General features: G+C 68.3%; 16 protein-coding genes. 8 read left to right on the top strand and 8 right to left on the bottom strand.

Annotated elements, in window-relative coordinates; all coding sequences use genetic code 11:
• Window positions 1–24 precede the first annotated feature (24 nt).
• Genes HBE64_RS12110 through HBE64_RS12095 form a run of 4 tightly spaced genes read right to left on the bottom strand, consistent with a single transcriptional unit; the run spans window position 25 to window position 3,005 of the window.
• Complete coding sequence (locus tag HBE64_RS12110) at window positions 25–774, bottom strand: adenosylcobinamide-GDP ribazoletransferase (RefSeq protein WP_167102121.1); 750 nt, start codon at window positions 772–774, stop codon at window positions 25–27.
• A gap of 2 nt (window positions 775–776) precedes the next feature.
• Window positions 777–1,814, bottom strand: a complete 1,038-nt coding sequence (gene cobT, locus HBE64_RS12105) for a nicotinate-nucleotide--dimethylbenzimidazole phosphoribosyltransferase (RefSeq protein WP_167102118.1) — start codon at window positions 1,812–1,814, stop codon at window positions 777–779.
• The gene (locus HBE64_RS12100; RefSeq protein WP_167102115.1) at window positions 1,814–2,341 is read right to left on the bottom strand and encodes a bifunctional adenosylcobinamide kinase/adenosylcobinamide-phosphate guanylyltransferase; all 528 of its coding nucleotides are present in this window, start codon (window positions 2,339–2,341) and stop codon (window positions 1,814–1,816) included. Before HBE64_RS12100 ends, cobT begins: the two co-directional genes overlap by 1 nt.
• A gap of 13 nt (window positions 2,342–2,354) precedes the next feature.
• A complete protein-coding gene (locus tag HBE64_RS12095) occupies window positions 2,355–3,005 on the bottom strand; it encodes a DUF3043 domain-containing protein (protein ID WP_167102113.1) in 651 nt (216 codons plus the stop codon).
• A gap of 71 nt (window positions 3,006–3,076) precedes the next feature.
• On the opposite strand from HBE64_RS12095, the gene HBE64_RS12090 reads away from it, so the two are divergent.
• Entirely contained in the window at window positions 3,077–4,165 is a 1,089-nt protein-coding gene (locus tag HBE64_RS12090; protein ID WP_167102109.1) for a glycerate kinase, read from the top strand.
• A 92-nt stretch (window positions 4,166–4,257) separates the two neighbouring features.
• Window positions 4,258–4,620, top strand: coding sequence for an iron-sulfur cluster assembly accessory protein (locus tag HBE64_RS12085; protein ID WP_167102106.1), 363 nt, complete (start codon window positions 4,258–4,260; stop codon window positions 4,618–4,620).
• Between the two features lie 122 nt (window positions 4,621–4,742).
• Here HBE64_RS12085 and HBE64_RS12080 read toward each other — a convergent pair whose 3' ends face one another.
• Window positions 4,743–5,420 (bottom strand): hypothetical protein, encoded by a 678-nt coding sequence (locus HBE64_RS12080; RefSeq protein WP_167102103.1) that lies wholly within the window; start codon window positions 5,418–5,420, stop codon window positions 4,743–4,745.
• 176 nt (window positions 5,421–5,596) lie between these two features.
• On the opposite strand from HBE64_RS12080, the gene HBE64_RS12075 reads away from it, so the two are divergent.
• Complete coding sequence (locus HBE64_RS12075) at window positions 5,597–6,580, top strand: carbohydrate kinase family protein (RefSeq protein ID WP_167102100.1); 984 nt, start codon at window positions 5,597–5,599, stop codon at window positions 6,578–6,580.
• Between the two features lie 16 nt (window positions 6,581–6,596).
• Here HBE64_RS12075 and asnB read toward each other — a convergent pair whose 3' ends face one another.
• Entirely contained in the window at window positions 6,597–8,528 is a 1,932-nt protein-coding gene (asnB, locus tag HBE64_RS12070; protein ID WP_167102097.1) for an asparagine synthase (glutamine-hydrolyzing), read from the bottom strand.
• A gap of 210 nt (window positions 8,529–8,738) precedes the next feature.
• Here asnB and HBE64_RS12065 point away from each other — a divergent pair, with 210 nt between their 5' ends.
• The 5 genes from HBE64_RS12065 (at window position 8,739) to HBE64_RS24730 (ending at window position 11,991) form a co-directional block, all read left to right on the top strand.
• Window positions 8,739–9,773, top strand: coding sequence for a cytochrome c oxidase subunit II (locus HBE64_RS12065; RefSeq protein WP_167102093.1), 1,035 nt, complete (start codon window positions 8,739–8,741; stop codon window positions 9,771–9,773).
• A 12-nt stretch (window positions 9,774–9,785) separates the two neighbouring features.
• Window positions 9,786–10,205: a cytochrome c oxidase subunit 4 gene (locus tag HBE64_RS12060; RefSeq protein ID WP_167102090.1), complete on the top strand. Its 420-nt coding sequence runs from the start codon at window positions 9,786–9,788 to the stop codon at window positions 10,203–10,205.
• Between the two features lie 171 nt (window positions 10,206–10,376).
• On the top strand, window positions 10,377–11,066 hold the full coding sequence (locus HBE64_RS12055) for an MmpS family transport accessory protein (protein ID WP_167102088.1): 690 nt from the start codon (window positions 10,377–10,379) through the stop codon (window positions 11,064–11,066).
• The gene (locus HBE64_RS12050) at window positions 11,066–11,776 is read left to right on the top strand and encodes a DUF2561 family protein (RefSeq protein ID WP_167102085.1); all 711 of its coding nucleotides are present in this window, start codon (window positions 11,066–11,068) and stop codon (window positions 11,774–11,776) included. Before HBE64_RS12055 ends, HBE64_RS12050 begins: the two co-directional genes overlap by 1 nt.
• A complete protein-coding gene (locus tag HBE64_RS24730; protein ID WP_167102082.1) occupies window positions 11,773–11,991 on the top strand; it encodes a methyltransferase in 219 nt (72 codons plus the stop codon). Before HBE64_RS12050 ends, HBE64_RS24730 begins: the two co-directional genes overlap by 4 nt.
• 279 nt (window positions 11,992–12,270) lie before the next feature.
• Here the strand turns inward: HBE64_RS24730 and HBE64_RS12040 are convergent, their stop codons facing one another.
• Both HBE64_RS12040 and HBE64_RS12035 read right to left on the bottom strand, forming a co-directional pair.
• Complete coding sequence (locus HBE64_RS12040) at window positions 12,271–13,938, bottom strand: cytochrome bc complex cytochrome b subunit (RefSeq protein ID WP_167102079.1); 1,668 nt, start codon at window positions 13,936–13,938, stop codon at window positions 12,271–12,273.
• On the bottom strand, window positions 13,935–15,095 hold the full coding sequence (locus tag HBE64_RS12035; protein WP_167102076.1) for a ubiquinol-cytochrome c reductase iron-sulfur subunit: 1,161 nt from the start codon (window positions 15,093–15,095) through the stop codon (window positions 13,935–13,937). The genes HBE64_RS12040 and HBE64_RS12035 overlap by 4 nt, the downstream gene beginning before the upstream one ends.
• Window positions 15,096–15,105: the final 10 nt, after the last annotated feature.

The following is a 15,105-nucleotide window of genomic DNA, read 5'->3' as shown; positions in this document are numbered from 1 at the left end:
CCGGCCACGCCGAAAACGTCGGGTTCATCGGGCACCGATCACCAACCCGACGGCGCACAGCGTCGTCGCCAGTTCGATCACCGCACCCAGCACGTCTCCGGTGATCCCACCGAACCGGCGTACGCAATGACGCACCATCACAACCGAAAGCGCCAGCACCGCGGCCACCGTCACCGGACCCTGCCACGGCAGTCCGGTCGCCGGCACCGACAGTGCGGCAGCGGCCAGCACCCACACCGTCGCCACCCACCAGGGCTGGGTGCCTGCGACACGATCACCGAGCACACTTCCGGCCGCGGCCGGCACGGCGCGCCGGCACGCCAGCACTGCCGCCACCCGGCCGGTCGTCACGGCCGTGACCACGCAGGCGAGTCCGGTCAGCCCCGTACCGGCGGCTGCGAACGCCAGCGCCTGGGTCACCACCACCACCACCACGGCCGCCACCCCGAACGGGCCTGCCGTCCCGTCGCGCATCACCTGCAAGGCCCGCTCTGGTGGCCCATAACAGCCCAGCCCGTCGACCGTGTCGGACAGCCCGTCGATGTGCAGGCCCCGGGTGGCCAGCAGCAGAGCGGCCACCGTGATCACCCCGGCCAGCGGACTATGCGGTCCGAAAGCCCACTGTGCTGCCCAGAGCAAGCCGGCCGCCAGTACGCCGAGGGTCATGCCGACCACCGGAAAAGCCGACATGGTCGCCCGCCCGACGCCGGGCCCGCGCGAGGGTACGGGAAGTACCGTTCCGAACGCGAAAGCCGTTGCCAGCGAGCCGAACACGATCAGTCCGTGACACGGTCCGAGACGCCCGCACCTTCGAATGTGGCCATCGACGCCAAGGTTGCGACAGCGGCGCGGACGATCGGCAGGGCCACCGCGGCGCCGGTGCCCTCACCGAGGCGCAGACCCAGATCGATGATCGGGGTCAGGCCCAGGTGATCGAGCGCCAGGGTGTGCGCCGGTTCGGTGGAGCGGTGCCCGGCCTGCCACCACGCCCGCGCCCCGGGCGCCATCCGGTCGGCGATCAGCGCCGCCGAGGTCACCACGACGCCGTCGAGCAGCAGTGGCGTGCGCCGCACCGCGGCCTGTGCGCAGAACCCCGCCATCGCGGCGAGGTCGGCGCCGCCGCACGTCCGCAACAGGCCGAGCGGGTCTGATCGCAGGCGCCGCGCCCGGTACATCGCATCGCGCACCGCCGCCGTCTTTCTGGACCAGCCGGCGTCATCGATGCCGGTGCCACGGCCGACGACGACCACCGGCTCGGTGTCGGTGAGGGTGGCGATCAAAGTCGTTGCAGCCGTGGTGTTTCCGATGCCCATATCGCCCGCGATCAACAGGTCGGCCCCGGCGTCGACCTCCTCGTCGGCGATACGCCTGCCGACCTCGACCGCGGCGATCGCCTCGTCCTCGCTCAGCGCGTCCCCGACGGCGATGTTGCCACTGGAGCGGCGGACCTTGTAGTCGTCAGCGGGCCCGTCGCAGTCCACCGCGATGTCCACCACGCGCACCGATGCGCCCGCCGCCTCGGCGAGTACATTGATTGCGGCGCCACCTGCGCTGATGTTAGCCACCATCTGTGCGGTCACCTCGGGCGGATACGCCGAGACCCCGGCGCGTGCGACCCCGTGGTCACCAGCGAACACCACGACCCGGGCGCGTTCGAACTGCTTTGGTGGACATGAGCTTTGGCAGGATGACACCCACACGGAGAGGTCCTCGAGGCGGCCAAGTGCGCCCGCGGGCTTGGTGAGGATCTCCTGCCTGCGGCGAGCGGCCGCTGCGGCGCGCGAGTCCGGCGGGGCAACGGGAGGGAATTCCATCAGTTCGGCACTTTCGTCGGTTTGACCCATACCGGCAGCCCCGCGACCACCAGGACCACCCGCTCACAGCACTGGGCGAGGCGTTGGTTGAGCGTGCCCAGCTCGTCGGCGAAACGCCTGCCGGATGCCGTCGCGGGCACCACGGTCAGGCCGACCTCGGGGCTGACCAACACCAGCGGGCCCTCGAATTCGCCGACCGCCGTGACTAATTCGTCGACGTCATCGTCCACCGGGCCGCCGTCCCAGCCGCACCGGTCCAGTGTCGCGGTCAACCAGCCGCCGACATCGTCGACCAGCGTCGCGGTATGTGGTTCGGCGCGCAGTTGCCCCGCGACGTCGGCGGTCTCCACCGTGCGCCACGAAGCCGGCCGGCGGTCGCGGTGCCGGGCCACCCGCTGCGCCCACGACGAGTCGGAGTCCGCCACCGGCCCGGTGGCCAGATACCGCACCGCCTGCTCACCGCTGATCGCTGTCTCCGCCCATCGTGACTTGCCCGACCTGATTCCGCCGAGCACCAGGGTGCGCACCGTGCGGGTGAACTCAGGCGACCTGTGCGCCGCGCTCGACCCGAGGTTTCGGGGCGCGCATGCGGCGCATCTGAGAAGCCCGGCCCGCCGCGTACATACCGAGCTTGAACGCGCCCTCGGTGTTGTCCGGGAACTTCGCGGCGACCGCCTTGTTCACCTTGCGTCCCAGCAGGACCGCGTCGAGGCCCATGATCGCCATCAGCACGAGCATCGCCGGCGAGATGAACAGCTGCACCTTGGGCAGCGCGAGCATCACGAAGATCATGAACAGCGCCGCGGGCATGAACAGTCCCAGCACGTTGCGGCGCGAGTCGACGATGTCGCGCACGTAGCGGCGCACCGGGCCCTTGTCGCGCGGCAGCAGGTAGTCCTCGTCGCCGGCCATCATGCGCTCGCGGCGGTCGTTCATCGCGGCGCGGCGCTGCAGCTTCTCGGCCTTGCGCTCTTCCTTGGTCAGCGTCGCGCGCATCTCCTTGCGGCGTTTGCGTGCCTCGGCAGTAGTCATCGGAGCGGGCGCGACCGGACCGCGGCGCTTCTCGGACTGGCTGCGCTTGGGCGTCGGCCTGCCCTTCGGCGCAGTCGTACGCGCCGCCGGGTCCTCGACCACCGTCGGCTCGGCCTCCGGCGCGTCGCCGTCGTCGTTCTTGCGACCCAGCAGCTTCACGCCTGCCAGGTTACTTCGCCACGCTGCAAGCCCGGCATGCACCTCACGATGCCGCGCCTTACCCTGCAGGAATGACCGGCTCCCAGGCCGCCCTTCGGGTGCTCGTGGCCCCGGACTGCTACGGCGACAGCCTCACCGCAGTCCAGGCCGCCGACGCCATCGCCGCCGGTTGGCTGCGGGCCCGCCCGGCGGACGAGATCGTCCGGGCACCGCAGTCCGATGGGGGGCCGGGCTTCATCGGTGTACTCGCCGACCGGCTCGGCGGTGTCCGGCACACCCGGGTCAGCGGTCCGCTGACCGAGGACGTGGACGCCGAGTGGGTCTACGACGACGCGACCTCCACCGCCTACATCGAATGCGCGCAGGCCTGCGGGCTGGCGCTGCTCGGTGGGCCGCCCACCGTCGACACCGCGCTGGCGGCCCACAGCCGCGGCGTCGGTCAGCTCGTTGCGGCGGCACTGCTCGCCGGCGCAGGCACCATCGTCGTCGGCCTCGGCGGCAGCGGCTGCACCGACGGCGGCCGCGGCCTCATCGACGCCCTCGGCGGGCTGCGCGCCGCCCGTGAGAGCCTGGACGGAATCCGGCTGATCGCTGCCACCGACGTCGAACACCCGCTGCTGGGACCGATGGGAGCGGCCCGGATCTTCGGCCCGCAGAAGGGCGCCGACCCGCCCACCGTGGAGATCCTGGAGCAGAGACTGACGGCCTGGGCAGCGCGGCTGGACGCGCTGGCCGGTCAGCCCGTCAGCGCACTGTCCGGTGCCGGTGCGGCCGGGGGACTGGGCGCAGCGCTGCTGGCCCTCGGTGCCACCCGAGAGTCGGGTGCGGCGGTCATCGCCGAGCACACCGGGCTGGCCACCGACATCGCGACCGCCGACGTCATCGTCACCGGCGAAGGCCGGTTCGATGACCAGTCCCTACACGGCAAGGTGGTCAGCGCGCTGGCCGCCGGCGCCCGCCCGCGCGGCATCCCGGTGCTGGTGCTGGCCGGCCAGGTCACCCTCGACCCCGCGGTCCTGCGCGACGAGGGCATCACGGCGGCACACGCGATCGCCGACTACGCCGGGTCGGTTCAGCTCGCCATCGACGACGCCGCCCGCCAGCTGACCGGCCTGGCCGAGCGCACCGCGGCCGACCTGGGCACTGCGTGTAGCGCCTGAGTCGGGAATAGTGGCCGAACAAGGTACCGTTGACCAGGTGGGCCTAACCCCCACGGGAACCCCACGACAGACATCTGCATGAGGGAGACGTAATGACTGTTTCCGACGAGTCGACCACGACCACGACCGCCCACGGCGTGACGTTGACCGACACCGCGGCCGCCAAGGCCAAGTCCCTGCTCGACCAGGAGGGACGCGACGACCTTGCGCTGCGTATCGCGGTACAGCCCGGTGGCTGCGCAGGCCTTCGCTACAACCTGTTCTTCGACGACCGCGCCCTCGACGGTGACCTCACCGTGGAGTTTGGCGGCGTCAACCTGACCGTCGACCGGATGAGCGCCCCGTACGTACAGGGCGCCACGATCGACTTCGTCGACACCATCGAGAAGCAGGGCTTCACGATCGACAACCCGAACGCCACCGGCTCCTGCGCCTGCGGCGACTCGTTCAACTGACGCACCGCTAGCGACGGCCGCCCGTTCAGAACTGGATTCAGTTCTTCACTTCGTTCAGAACTGGAGCTGATTCAGTTCTTCACTTCGTTCAGAACTGGAGCTGATTCAGTTCTTCACTTCGTTCAGAACTGGGCGGCCGTTCGCAGTAGGTACGAGCACACCAGCAACTGGTTGTCCTGGCGCAGCAGTTGCGCCACACCCTGCTCCTCGTCACGGCCGTTGCGCGCCGCCGACGTCGGCGCCACCTTCATCGTGAACAGCACTTGGGCCTGGTACGACGACGACAACACGATCTTGTCGATCGAGGTCACCTCGGCGCGGGCGAACTGCCTGCGGAACGCATCGCTGGCCAGCCGGGCCAGTGCCTGGTCGCCGCGGCGGTCCTTGACCGCGTCGAACATGCCGCACAGGTTGTTTCGCGCGATCGTCTCGGTGTCACCGTTGGCCAGCGCGGTGAGGTAGTTCTGAATGGTCGCCTTGGCTGCGGCGTCGGTGAAGGCGCCTGTCGCGCTCGCGGGCCGCTCAGATCGAATGGCCAACAGCGTCGCGACGAGAGCGCCGACGACGACCACCGCGAGCACGCTCAGCCACACCACCTTGCGGCGGCGGGGCCTGGTGGGGCCGTAGGACACCGGCGGCGGCAACATCCCGGGATAGCCGCCCGGATACTGGGCACCCTGCGGCGCTACTCCCGGTGGGCCGAACCGATCCTCGGGGTAAGGCTCGGAGTAGCCGGGTTGACCGGGGAAGGGATGACCCTCGGCGCCGGCCTGCGCAGGCGGCGGAAAGGGGTCAGCCATCGATGTGTCTCCTGGGGTCTGCGGAAAGGGATCCGGACCTACCGCCCACATCGGCACCGATGCAGGGCCATATAGTCGCCTCTTGTAGGCAGGCTAGCGCACCGGCCGGGAATGAGCGGCCGCGTGACGCGGGTATGGTTACCTAGGTTAGCTATCAATTGAAGGGCGGACGCTTCGTGACCATCGCGGTGACCGGATCCATTGCCACCGACCACCTGATGCGCTTCCCCGGGCGGTTCTCCGAGCAGCTGCTCGCCGAACACCTGCAGAAGGTGTCGCTGAGCTTCCTCGTCGACGACCTGGTGGTGCACCGCGGCGGCGTCGCGGGCAACATGGCCTACGCGATCGGCGTCCTCGGCGGCAAAGCCGCCCTGGTCGGCGCGGCCGGCGTGGACTTCGCCGACTACCGCACGTGGCTGGAGGCAGCCGGGGTCGACTGCACAGGCGTGCTGACCTCTCAGACGGCGCATACCGCGCGGTTCGTCTGCACCACCGACACCGAGATGGCCCAGATCGCCTCCTTCTACCCGGGTGCGATGTCGGAGTCGCGCAACATCAAGCTCGCGGACGTCGTCGCCTCGACCGGCACACCGGAGCTGGTGATCGTCGGCGCCAACGACCCCGAGGCGATGTTCCTGCACACCGACGAATGCCGCACCCTCGGCCTGGCGTTCGCCGCCGACCCGTCCCAGCAGCTGGCCCGACTCTCCGGCGACGAGATCAAGCAGCTCATCGACGGCGCGACCTACCTGTTCACCAACGACTACGAATGGGACCTGCTGCTGTCCAAGACCGGCTGGACCGACGCCGACGTGCTCAGCCAGGTCGGCCTGCGGGTGACCACGCTGGGCGCCAAGGGCGTCGACCTGGTCAGCCCCGACGGCACCAGCATCCACGTCGACGTCGTCCCCGAAATCGCCCAGGTGGATCCGACCGGTGTCGGCGATGCCTTCCGGGCCGGCTTCCTGACCGCCCGCAGCGCGGGCCTGGGTCTGGAACGGGCCGCCCAGCTCGGTTCGCTGGTGGCCGTGCTGGTGCTGGAGACCACGGGCACCCAGAACTGGACGTGGGACCCGGCGGTGGCCAAGACGCGGCTGGCCGACGCCTACGGCACCGAGGCCGCCGAGGAGATCGCTGAGGCGCTCGGCGCCGACAGATAGCGGAAGTGGCGCTCAGCTAGAGCTGCACGGGGTAGTGCGGCTCGCTGATCGTCGGGGTGATGCTGTGCTCGACGAAGATCGCGTGCCACAGCATGAAGATCAGCACCGTCCACAGCCGTCTGCTGTGATCGCTCTCGCCGGCGCGATGCTGGTCGAGCATGGTGCGTACCGCCGCGATGTCGACCAGGTGCCCGGCCTGCGAGCGGTCGATCATCTCGTAGGCCCACTCCATCAGTTCCCCTGAGCGCAGCCAGTGCCGGATCGGCACCGGGAAGCCGAGTTTGGCTCGGTTGAGCACATGGGCGGGCACGATCGGCTCCAGTGCGCGGCGCAGCGCGTACTTGGTGGTGGTCCTGGTGATCTTCTGGTCGTACGGCAGCCGCGAGGCCACCGCGAACACCGCGGGGTCCAGGAACGGCACCCGCAGCTCCAGCGAGTTGGCCATCGTCATCTTGTCCGCCTTGACCAGGATGTCGCCGCGCAGCCAGGTGAACAGGTCGATGTGCTGCATGCGGGCCACCGGATCCCAGCCGGCCGACTGCGCGTAGATCGGCGCGGTGACGTCGGTGTGCGTCCAGGCCGGGTTGAAGCCCGGCAGCACGGCGCGCAGCTGCTCGTCGGAGAAGCTGCGGGCGTTGCCGTAGTAGCGCTCCTCGAGCGTCAGCGACCCGCGATGCAGCAGGCTCTTGCCCCGCACCCCTTCCGGCAGCGGGCGCGAGGCCCGGCCCAACGACTTACGCAAGGGCCGCGGCAGGTAGTCGAAAGGCTTGAGCGACAACGGTTCCCGGTAGATCGTGTAACCGCCGAAGAGTTCGTCGGCACCTTCGCCGGAGAGCACCACCTTGACGTGCTTACGGGCTTCGCGGGCGATGAAGAACAGCGGAACCAGCGCCGGGTCGGCCACCGGTTCGTCCAGGTACCAGACGATTTCGGGCAGCGCGGCCACGAACTCCGCCTGGCTGACCACCTTCGCGACGTGCCGCGCGCCGATCGCTTCCGCGGAGGCCACCGCCACGTCGACCTCGGAGAAGCCCTCCCGTTCGAAGCCGGTGGTGAACGTGATGAGCCGCGGGTTGTGCCGGATCGCCAGCGCGGCGATCGCGGTGGAATCGATGCCACCGGACAGGAACGCCCCGACCGTGACGTCGGCGCGCATGTGCTTGGCCACCGAATCCTCGAGAACCGCGGTGATCTCGTCGTAGCGGGCCTGCTCGCTGCCCGCGGTGAACGGTTTCGCGGCGAATCGCGGGACGAAGTAGCGGCTGATCTTCGGCGCCTCGCCGGGGGAGATCACCGCATAGCAGCCCGACTCCAGCCGCCGGATGCCTCGATGCAGGGTCTCGGGTTCGGGCACGTACTGCAGCACCGTGTAGTGCTGCACCGCGCGCTCGTCGATCCCGGTGTCCAGGCTCAGCTCCGCCGCGAGGTCCAGCAGGCACTTCTTCTCGCTGCCGACGGCCGTGCCGCCGGGGCCGGTCGCCATGAACAGCGGCTTGATGCCGAACGGGTCGCGGGCGCAGAACAGCACCTGCTCGCGGGTGTCCCACAGCGCGAAGGCGAACATCCCGCGCAGCCGGCTCAGCGCCTCGGTACCCCAGAAGTGGTAGGCGGCCAGGATCGCCTCGCCGTCACCATCGGTGGCGAACACCGCGCCGTATGCGGAGCGCAACTCCGCCCTTAATTCCACGTAGTTGTAGATCTCGCCGTTGAACACCAGCACGTAGCGCTCGGGATCATCCTGCGGGCCCCAGCGCAACGGCTGATGTGAGTGGGCGATGTCGATGATCGAGAGCCGGTTGAAACCGAGGACTACCTGTTCGTCGGCCCAGGTGCCGGGTTCGTCGGGTCCCCGGTGGCGCATCAGGTGCGACGCGCCGGCCACCGCCTCGACCGTCGCCGGCGAGATGCCGCTTGCCGGGGCTGAAACCAGGGCAAGCAGTCCGCACACGCGGCCAAGTATGCCGCACGGCCACCGGTGCTTCGAACCCACGGCGCCGTCGGGGAAATGACGGAACACGACCGAATTGGAGGTGTGCCGGGCTTGCTGTTCGCGCGTGGTCTACGCTGCGTAGTATTCGATGCGCGGAAAAGTTCCCGCGATCCGAAAAATGCGGTTCATTAGGGCCACGAGCAGGACCTTGAAACAGGAGGCGCCAAAGTGAAGACCCGCGGATCCCGGCTCCGTTCGGTGGCGCTGGCCGTCACCTTCGGTGTCCTGGCGCTGACGCTCAGCGGGTGCAGCTGGCAGGAAGTCTTGGGCCTCGGCTGGCCCAAGGGCATCACTCCGGAAGCGCATTCCATGCGTGATCTGTGGGTGGGCTCGGTCATCGCCGCGCTCGTCGTCGGCGTGATCGTCTGGGCCCTGACCTTCTGGACCATCACGTTCCACCGCAAGAAGAAGGGCGACGAGTCGCTGCCCCGCCAGTTCGGCTACAACATGCCGCTGGAGCTGGTGCTGACCGTCGTGCCGTTCCTGATCATTTCCGTGCTGTTCTACTTCACCGTCGTTGTGCAGGAGAAGGTGGTGCACAGGGACGCCAATCCCGAGGTCGTCATCGACGTGACCGCCTTCCAGTGGAACTGGAAGTTCGGCTACCAGAAGATCGCCTTCACCGACGGCACGTTCAACTACGACGGCGCCGACCCCGCCCGCAAGGCGGCCATGGTGTCCAAGCCCGAGGGTGTGGACGCCCACGGCGAAGAGCGCGTCGGCGCGGTCCGCGGCCTCAACCCGGAGGATCGCACCTACCTCAACTTCGACAAGGTCGAGACGCTGGGCACCAGCGACGAGATCCCGGTCCTGGTGGTTCCGGTCGGCAAGCGCATCGAGTTCCAGGTGGCCTCCGCCGACGTCATCCACTCGTTCTGGGTGCCCGAGTTCCTGTTCAAGCGCGACGTCTTCCCGGACCCGGAAGCCAACCACTCGGAGAACAAGTTCCAGGTCAGCGAGATCCAGCAGACCGGGGCGTTCGTCGGGCGCTGCGCTGAGATGTGCGGCACCTACCACTCGATGATGAACTTCGAGGTCCGCGTGGTTTCGGCCAACGACTTCAAGGCCTACATGGACGCCCGCATCGCAGGCAAGACCAATGCCGAAGCGTTGCAAGCCATCAACCAGTCGCCGACGGCGACCACCACTCACCCCTTCGACACCCGTCGGGGCGAGCAGGTCATTCCGCAGGCGAGCAAGTAGGGGAGGGGCTCAATGCATATCGAAGCCAGGTTGTTCGAAATCCTGACCGCGTTCTTCGTCCTGGCCGCCGTCGTCTACGGGGTGCTCACCGCACTGTTCGGCCACGGGGGTATCGAGTGGGCAGGCACCACCGCGCTGGTGCTGACCGCCGGCCTGTCGCTGATCATCGGAACCTTCTTCCGGTTCGTGGCGCGCCGTCTCGACACCCGGCCCGAAGACTACGAAGACGCCGAGATCAGTGACGGCGCAGGGGAGTTGGGCTTCTTCTCCCCGCACAGCTGGTGGCCGATCCTGATCGCGCTGTCCTTCTCGACCGCTGCCGTCGGCGCTGCCCTGTGGCTGCCCTGGCTGATCGCGGCCGGCGTCGTCTTCGTGCTCGCCGCCGTGTCCGGTCTGGTCTTCGAGTACTACGTCGGGCCCGAGAAGCACTGACCACCCGAAGGTCACAACAAGGCGTCACTTGGCGCCCAACGGTGTGCTGCGACGCGCCCTGCCCGCCCGGTTGGGTAGGGTTCTGCCAGGGCAACGCGATCCGTCGGCACGCTGCGCGCCAGTCCTTGGCCCGCGTGCTGCGGTGATGTAGTCGAAAGAGGACAGGCGAGGATGAGCGGGCCGAATCCGCCACATGAGGAGCCGGGCGGTCAGCCCTCGGATCAACCGACCCCCGAGTACCGCGAGGACACCAGCGGCACTGGGTTCCAGGCCTACTCTGCCCCCGAGTCGGAGCAGTGGACCGCCGGCCCCTACGTCGCACCCGATCCCCGGCTCTACGACTACGACAACTACGACTCGGCCGCCGACGTGGTCGAAGACGCCGAGCCGCCCAAATGGCCCTGGGTCGTCGGTGTCACCGCGATCATCGCGGCCATCGCTCTGGTGGTGTCGGTGTCGCTCCTGGTGACGAGCACCGATACCAACGAGCTGGCCACGCCTGCGACGACGACGTCTGTCAGCCTTCCGCCGGTGCAGGACGAGATCACCACCACGGTCCCGCCGCCGCCTACCACGACTACGCCTGCCGGGCCGCGCCAGGTGACCTACAGCGTCACCGGGACGAAGGCGCCCGGTGACATCATCACGGTGACGTATGTCGACGCCTCGGGGCGTCGCCGCACCCAGCGCAACGTCTACATCCCGTGGTCGCTGACCGTGACGCCCATCTCACAATCCGATGTCGGCTCAGTGCAGGCCTCCAGCCTGTTCCTGGTCAGCAAGCTCAACTGCGCCATCACCACCAGTGACGGAACAGTGCTGTCGTCCAATCAGAACAACGCTGCGCAGACAAGCTGCTGATGACACGCGACACGGGGCCCGCCGGGGCCGGGGCCACAGAGGATGACGGGCGATCGCCGCAGACGGTGGACCGCCTGCTGGTCGGGATATGCGGGGCGATCTGGCTGGTGCTGTTGGCGGTCACGGTCGTCGCGATCGTCGCGCTGGTGGATCTCGGCCGGGGGCACACCCTCGGCGGCGAGGGTAAGCAGACACCCTGGGTGCTCTACAGCGTCATTGTGGTTTCGGCGCTGATCATCGTCGGCGCCATCCCGCTGCTGCTGCGCGCCCGGCGCGCCGCACAGACCGAGCCACCGCTGCCCGCGCGGCCGCGGCCCGCCACGCCGGCCGCACAGACCCCCGCTCCGGCCGCTGGGCGGCCCGCAGAGGCGCCGACGGAGAAGTTGAAGGTGTTCGGTGCGACCGTCGACCCGTACGAGCCGTATCAGCCGGCATTCGCCCAGTCCTCGAGTTCGCGGGCCGACCTGCTGATTCCGCCGACCCAGCTGGACCGCCTGTGGCTGCGGGGCAGCGCGACGCTGCTCGGAGCCATCGGCCTGGCACTGGTCGGGGTTTCACTGGCGACCTATCTGCTGGCCGTCGGCAGCGACACCGCGGCCTGGGTGGCCCTCGGGGTGTCGGCAGTCGTCACGATCGCCATGCCGGTGATCCCGGTGTTCTATCTCCGCGAGCTGCGCAACGCACTGGACGAGGCCGCTCCGGCTCAGTGAGCCTCGCCTGGGACCACAACGCCTACTACCACCGGCTCGTGCTCGACGAGCTCCCGCCGAGGTGCGGGCGTGTTCTCGACGTCGGCTGCGGGGCAGGCGCTTTGGCCGCGAAGGCGGCAAAACGGGCTGACCACGTCGATGCGCTCGATCGGTGGGACTGCCGGCCCGGGACGTGGCGGGAGAGTGGCACTCCGAGCTTGCCTCGGTGCTGCTGAATCCGGTGTGGGGCGTGGCCTTCGCGGCGCTGCGCCCCCTGAGCGGGCGGCCGTGGTACGCGCACGAAGCAACCCACGACGTTATGCCGGTCAGTGACCGTGCCCCGCTCACCACCCGTCAGATGGGGGGAGCTGACGCGCCAGATCCTGCCCGGCTCGACCGTTCGCCGACTCCTGTTCTGGCGCTACCTGCTCATCTGGCACAAGCCACCGGACTAGCGACGGGCAGAAACGCCGAAACCCCGGGTCCGAAGACCCGGGGTTTCGACTGTGGAACTGCTAGTGCTGGCCGTTGCCGTTCGAACCATTGCCGCTCGAACCGTTGCCGCGCGAGTCGAACTCGTCGTCCTGCCACTCGCGCAGCGCGGTGAGCGCCTTGTGTTCGGTCGCGTGTGCGGCCTCGTTGAGCGCGGCATCCTCGGAAGCCGGATCGGCTGTCAGGAAGCTGCCGCGACCCGGTGCACCACCGGAGCCCAGCTTGTTCATCCGTTTCGGTAGGGCAGCGCCCTGGTACTCCAGCGGAATCGGGTGGCCGTGGTCGTCGACCGGGCCCAGCGGCTGGTGCAGCTCGATGTAGGCACCGTGCGGCAGCCGCTTGATGATGCCGGTCTCCACACCGTGCTCGAGCACGTCGCGGTCGCTGCGCTGCAGGCCCACCGCCCAGCGGTAGGCGATGAAGAACACCAGCGGCGGCAACACCAGCATGCCGATGCGGCCGATCCACGTCGTCGCGTTCAGCGAGATGTGGAACTTGAGCGCGATGATGTCGTTCATGCATGCGTAGGTCAGCAGGATGTAGAACGAGATCGCCATGGCGCCGACCGCGGTGCGGACCGGTGCGTCACGCGGACGCTGCAGCAGGTTGTGGTGTGCGTCGTCCCCGGTGAACTTCTTCTCCAGGAACGGCCACACGATGAGCAGGATGAAGACCAGACCCATGCCCAACGCGATCCATACCGGCTGCGGGATGGTGTGGTGGCCGAAGTAGATCTCCCATGGTGGGAACAGACGGATCAGGCCGTCGGTCCACATCATGTAGAAGTCGGGCTGGCTACCGGCGGACACCTGTGAGGGCTTGTAGGGGCCCAGCTGCCAGATCGGGTTGATCTGCAGCAGGCCACCCATCAGGCCGAGGATGCCGAGCACCATCGCGAAGAACGCGCCCGACTTCACCGCGAACACCGGCATGACCCGGACGCCGACGACATTCTTCTCGGTGCGGCCGGGGCCGGGGAACTGGGTGTGCTTCTGGAACCACACCAGCGCGAGGTGAACTCCGATGAGCGCCAGGATGATTCCCGGGATCAGCAGAATGTGCAGCGCGTAGATGCGGGGGATGAAGATGTTGCCGGGGAAGTCGCCGCCGAACAGCGCCCAGTGCATCCAGGTGCCGACGACCGGGATACCCATCGTGATACCCGACAGTGCGGCGCGGACGCCGGTACCCGACAGCAGGTCGTCGGGCAGCGAGTAGCCGAAGAAGCCCTCGAACATCGCCAGGATCAGCAGCAGCGAGCCGATGACCCAGTTGGCCTCACGCGGGCGGCGGAATGCGCCGGTGAAGAAGATGCGGGCCAGGTGGACCATGATCGCCGCGGCGAACATCAGGGCCGCCCAGTGATGGACCTGACGGACGAACAGACCGCCGCGCACCTCGAAGCTGATGTCCAGGGCCGTCTCGTAGGCCCGCGACATCTGCACGCCGCGCAGCGGCTGGTAGACGCCGTTGTAGGTGACCTCGGCCATCGACGGGTCGAAGAACAGCGTGAGGTACACGCCGGTGAGCAGCAGGACGATGAAGCTGTACATCGCGACTTCGCCCAGCAGGAACGACCAGTGCGTGGGGAAGACCTTGTTCAGCTGTCGCCGGACCGCGGCCGACGGGTGGTAGCGGGAGTCGATGGCATCGCCCTGGGCGGCAAGGCGATCAGCGATCTTGGAACTCATGATGTGCGCTCCCAGAATGCGGGTCCGACAGGTTCGATGAAGTCGCCGTTGGCGACCAGATAGCCATCTTGATCAATGGTGATCGGCAACTGTGCCAGTGCCCGCGCGGCCGGCCCGAAGATCGGCCGAGCGAAATGCAGTGCGTCGAACTGAGATTGGTGGCACGGGCACAGGATTCGGTAGGTCTGCTGCTCGTACAGCGAGGACGGGCAGCCCAGGTGCGAGCACACCTTCGTGTAGGCGAACAGGTCGCCAAAGTTGAAGCTCTCCTGGCCTTTGCGCTTGACCACCCGGGGCATGTCGACCGGCTTGATGCGGATCAGCATCACCGGGTTGCGCACGCCCAGTGCGATCTCCGAGAGCTTCTCGTGCGACTCCACCGTGGTGCCGTCACCGTCGGACTCCCGCCACGGGAACACCGTCTCCATGCCGCCTGCGTCGAGATCCTCCGGGCGCATCTTGACGAACGGGGACTCACCCGGCAGGCCGGTGGCGCGGGCCAGGAAGATGGTCTCGCCCTTGAAGCGCGGGGTCCACCCGGAGGTCCACAGCACCGCCTTCTTGCCTTCGGCGGTGGGCACGACCGGCTTCCACGGATTCTTGATCAGGCCACCGACGAATGCCACCAGCGTGCCGACGCCGAACGCGCCGATGCCGATACCGAGCGACAGGCCGAGAACCTTGCGCCGCCGGATCGTCGAGCCTTCCAGGGCGTCGGTGAGGTTGGCCGCCACCGTCTTGCGGTCGAGTTCGGAGGATGCGCCGTCGTGGCGTTCCTGGACCGAGATCTCCTGCGGGATGAACCGCTTTTGGAACAGCACCGCGCCGATACCGATCGCCAGGATCGACAGGCCGAAGGTCAGGCCGTAGAGCGGAGTGGCCAGGTTGTACAGGAAGTTGCCCTTGGCGCCGTTCGGCTTGTACTCCCACGGCCAGAACAGGAAGACCAGCAGCAAGGCCAGACCGGACACGCCGCCGAGCAGCAGCCAGAAAGCCACCAGTCGCTCGGCGCGCTTCTCGGCGCGGGTGCCCTCGACCGGCCAGCGCGGCTCCTTGAGGATGGTCTCGACGCCGTCGATCCGGCCGCCGAGTTCGACCAACTCCTCGCGGGACATCTCCGCGAGCTGCTCGTCAGTCGGCTTGTTCACGTCGCTCATGCGCGATCCG

It is taken from the genome of Mycobacterium sp. DL592 (genome assembly GCF_011694515.1).
GTDB lineage: Bacteria > Actinomycetota > Actinomycetes > Mycobacteriales > Mycobacteriaceae > Mycobacterium.
Note: the sequence above shows the minus strand (reverse complement) of the source record. Positions and strands in the feature narration are given on the sequence as shown.

Coding starts and splice junctions, on each gene's coding strand:
- cobT (WP_167102118.1), bottom strand. CDS start 1,814: ATGGAATTCCCTCCCGTTGCCCCGCCGGACTCGCGCGCCGCAGCGGCC.
- HBE64_RS12090 (WP_167102109.1), top strand. CDS start 3,077: ATGACCGGCTCCCAGGCCGCCCTTCGGGTGCTCGTGGCCCCGGACTGC.
- HBE64_RS12085 (WP_167102106.1), top strand. CDS start 4,258: ATGACTGTTTCCGACGAGTCGACCACGACCACGACCGCCCACGGCGTG.
- HBE64_RS12080 (WP_167102103.1), bottom strand. CDS start 5,420: ATGGCTGACCCCTTTCCGCCGCCTGCGCAGGCCGGCGCCGAGGGTCAT.
- HBE64_RS12060 (WP_167102090.1), top strand. CDS start 9,786: ATGCATATCGAAGCCAGGTTGTTCGAAATCCTGACCGCGTTCTTCGTC.
- HBE64_RS12055 (WP_167102088.1), top strand. CDS start 10,377: ATGAGCGGGCCGAATCCGCCACATGAGGAGCCGGGCGGTCAGCCCTCG.
- HBE64_RS12050 (WP_167102085.1), top strand. CDS start 11,066: ATGACACGCGACACGGGGCCCGCCGGGGCCGGGGCCACAGAGGATGAC.
- HBE64_RS12040 (WP_167102079.1), bottom strand. CDS start 13,938: ATGAGTTCCAAGATCGCTGATCGCCTTGCCGCCCAGGGCGATGCCATC.
- HBE64_RS12035 (WP_167102076.1), bottom strand. CDS start 15,095: ATGAGCGACGTGAACAAGCCGACTGACGAGCAGCTCGCGGAGATGTCC.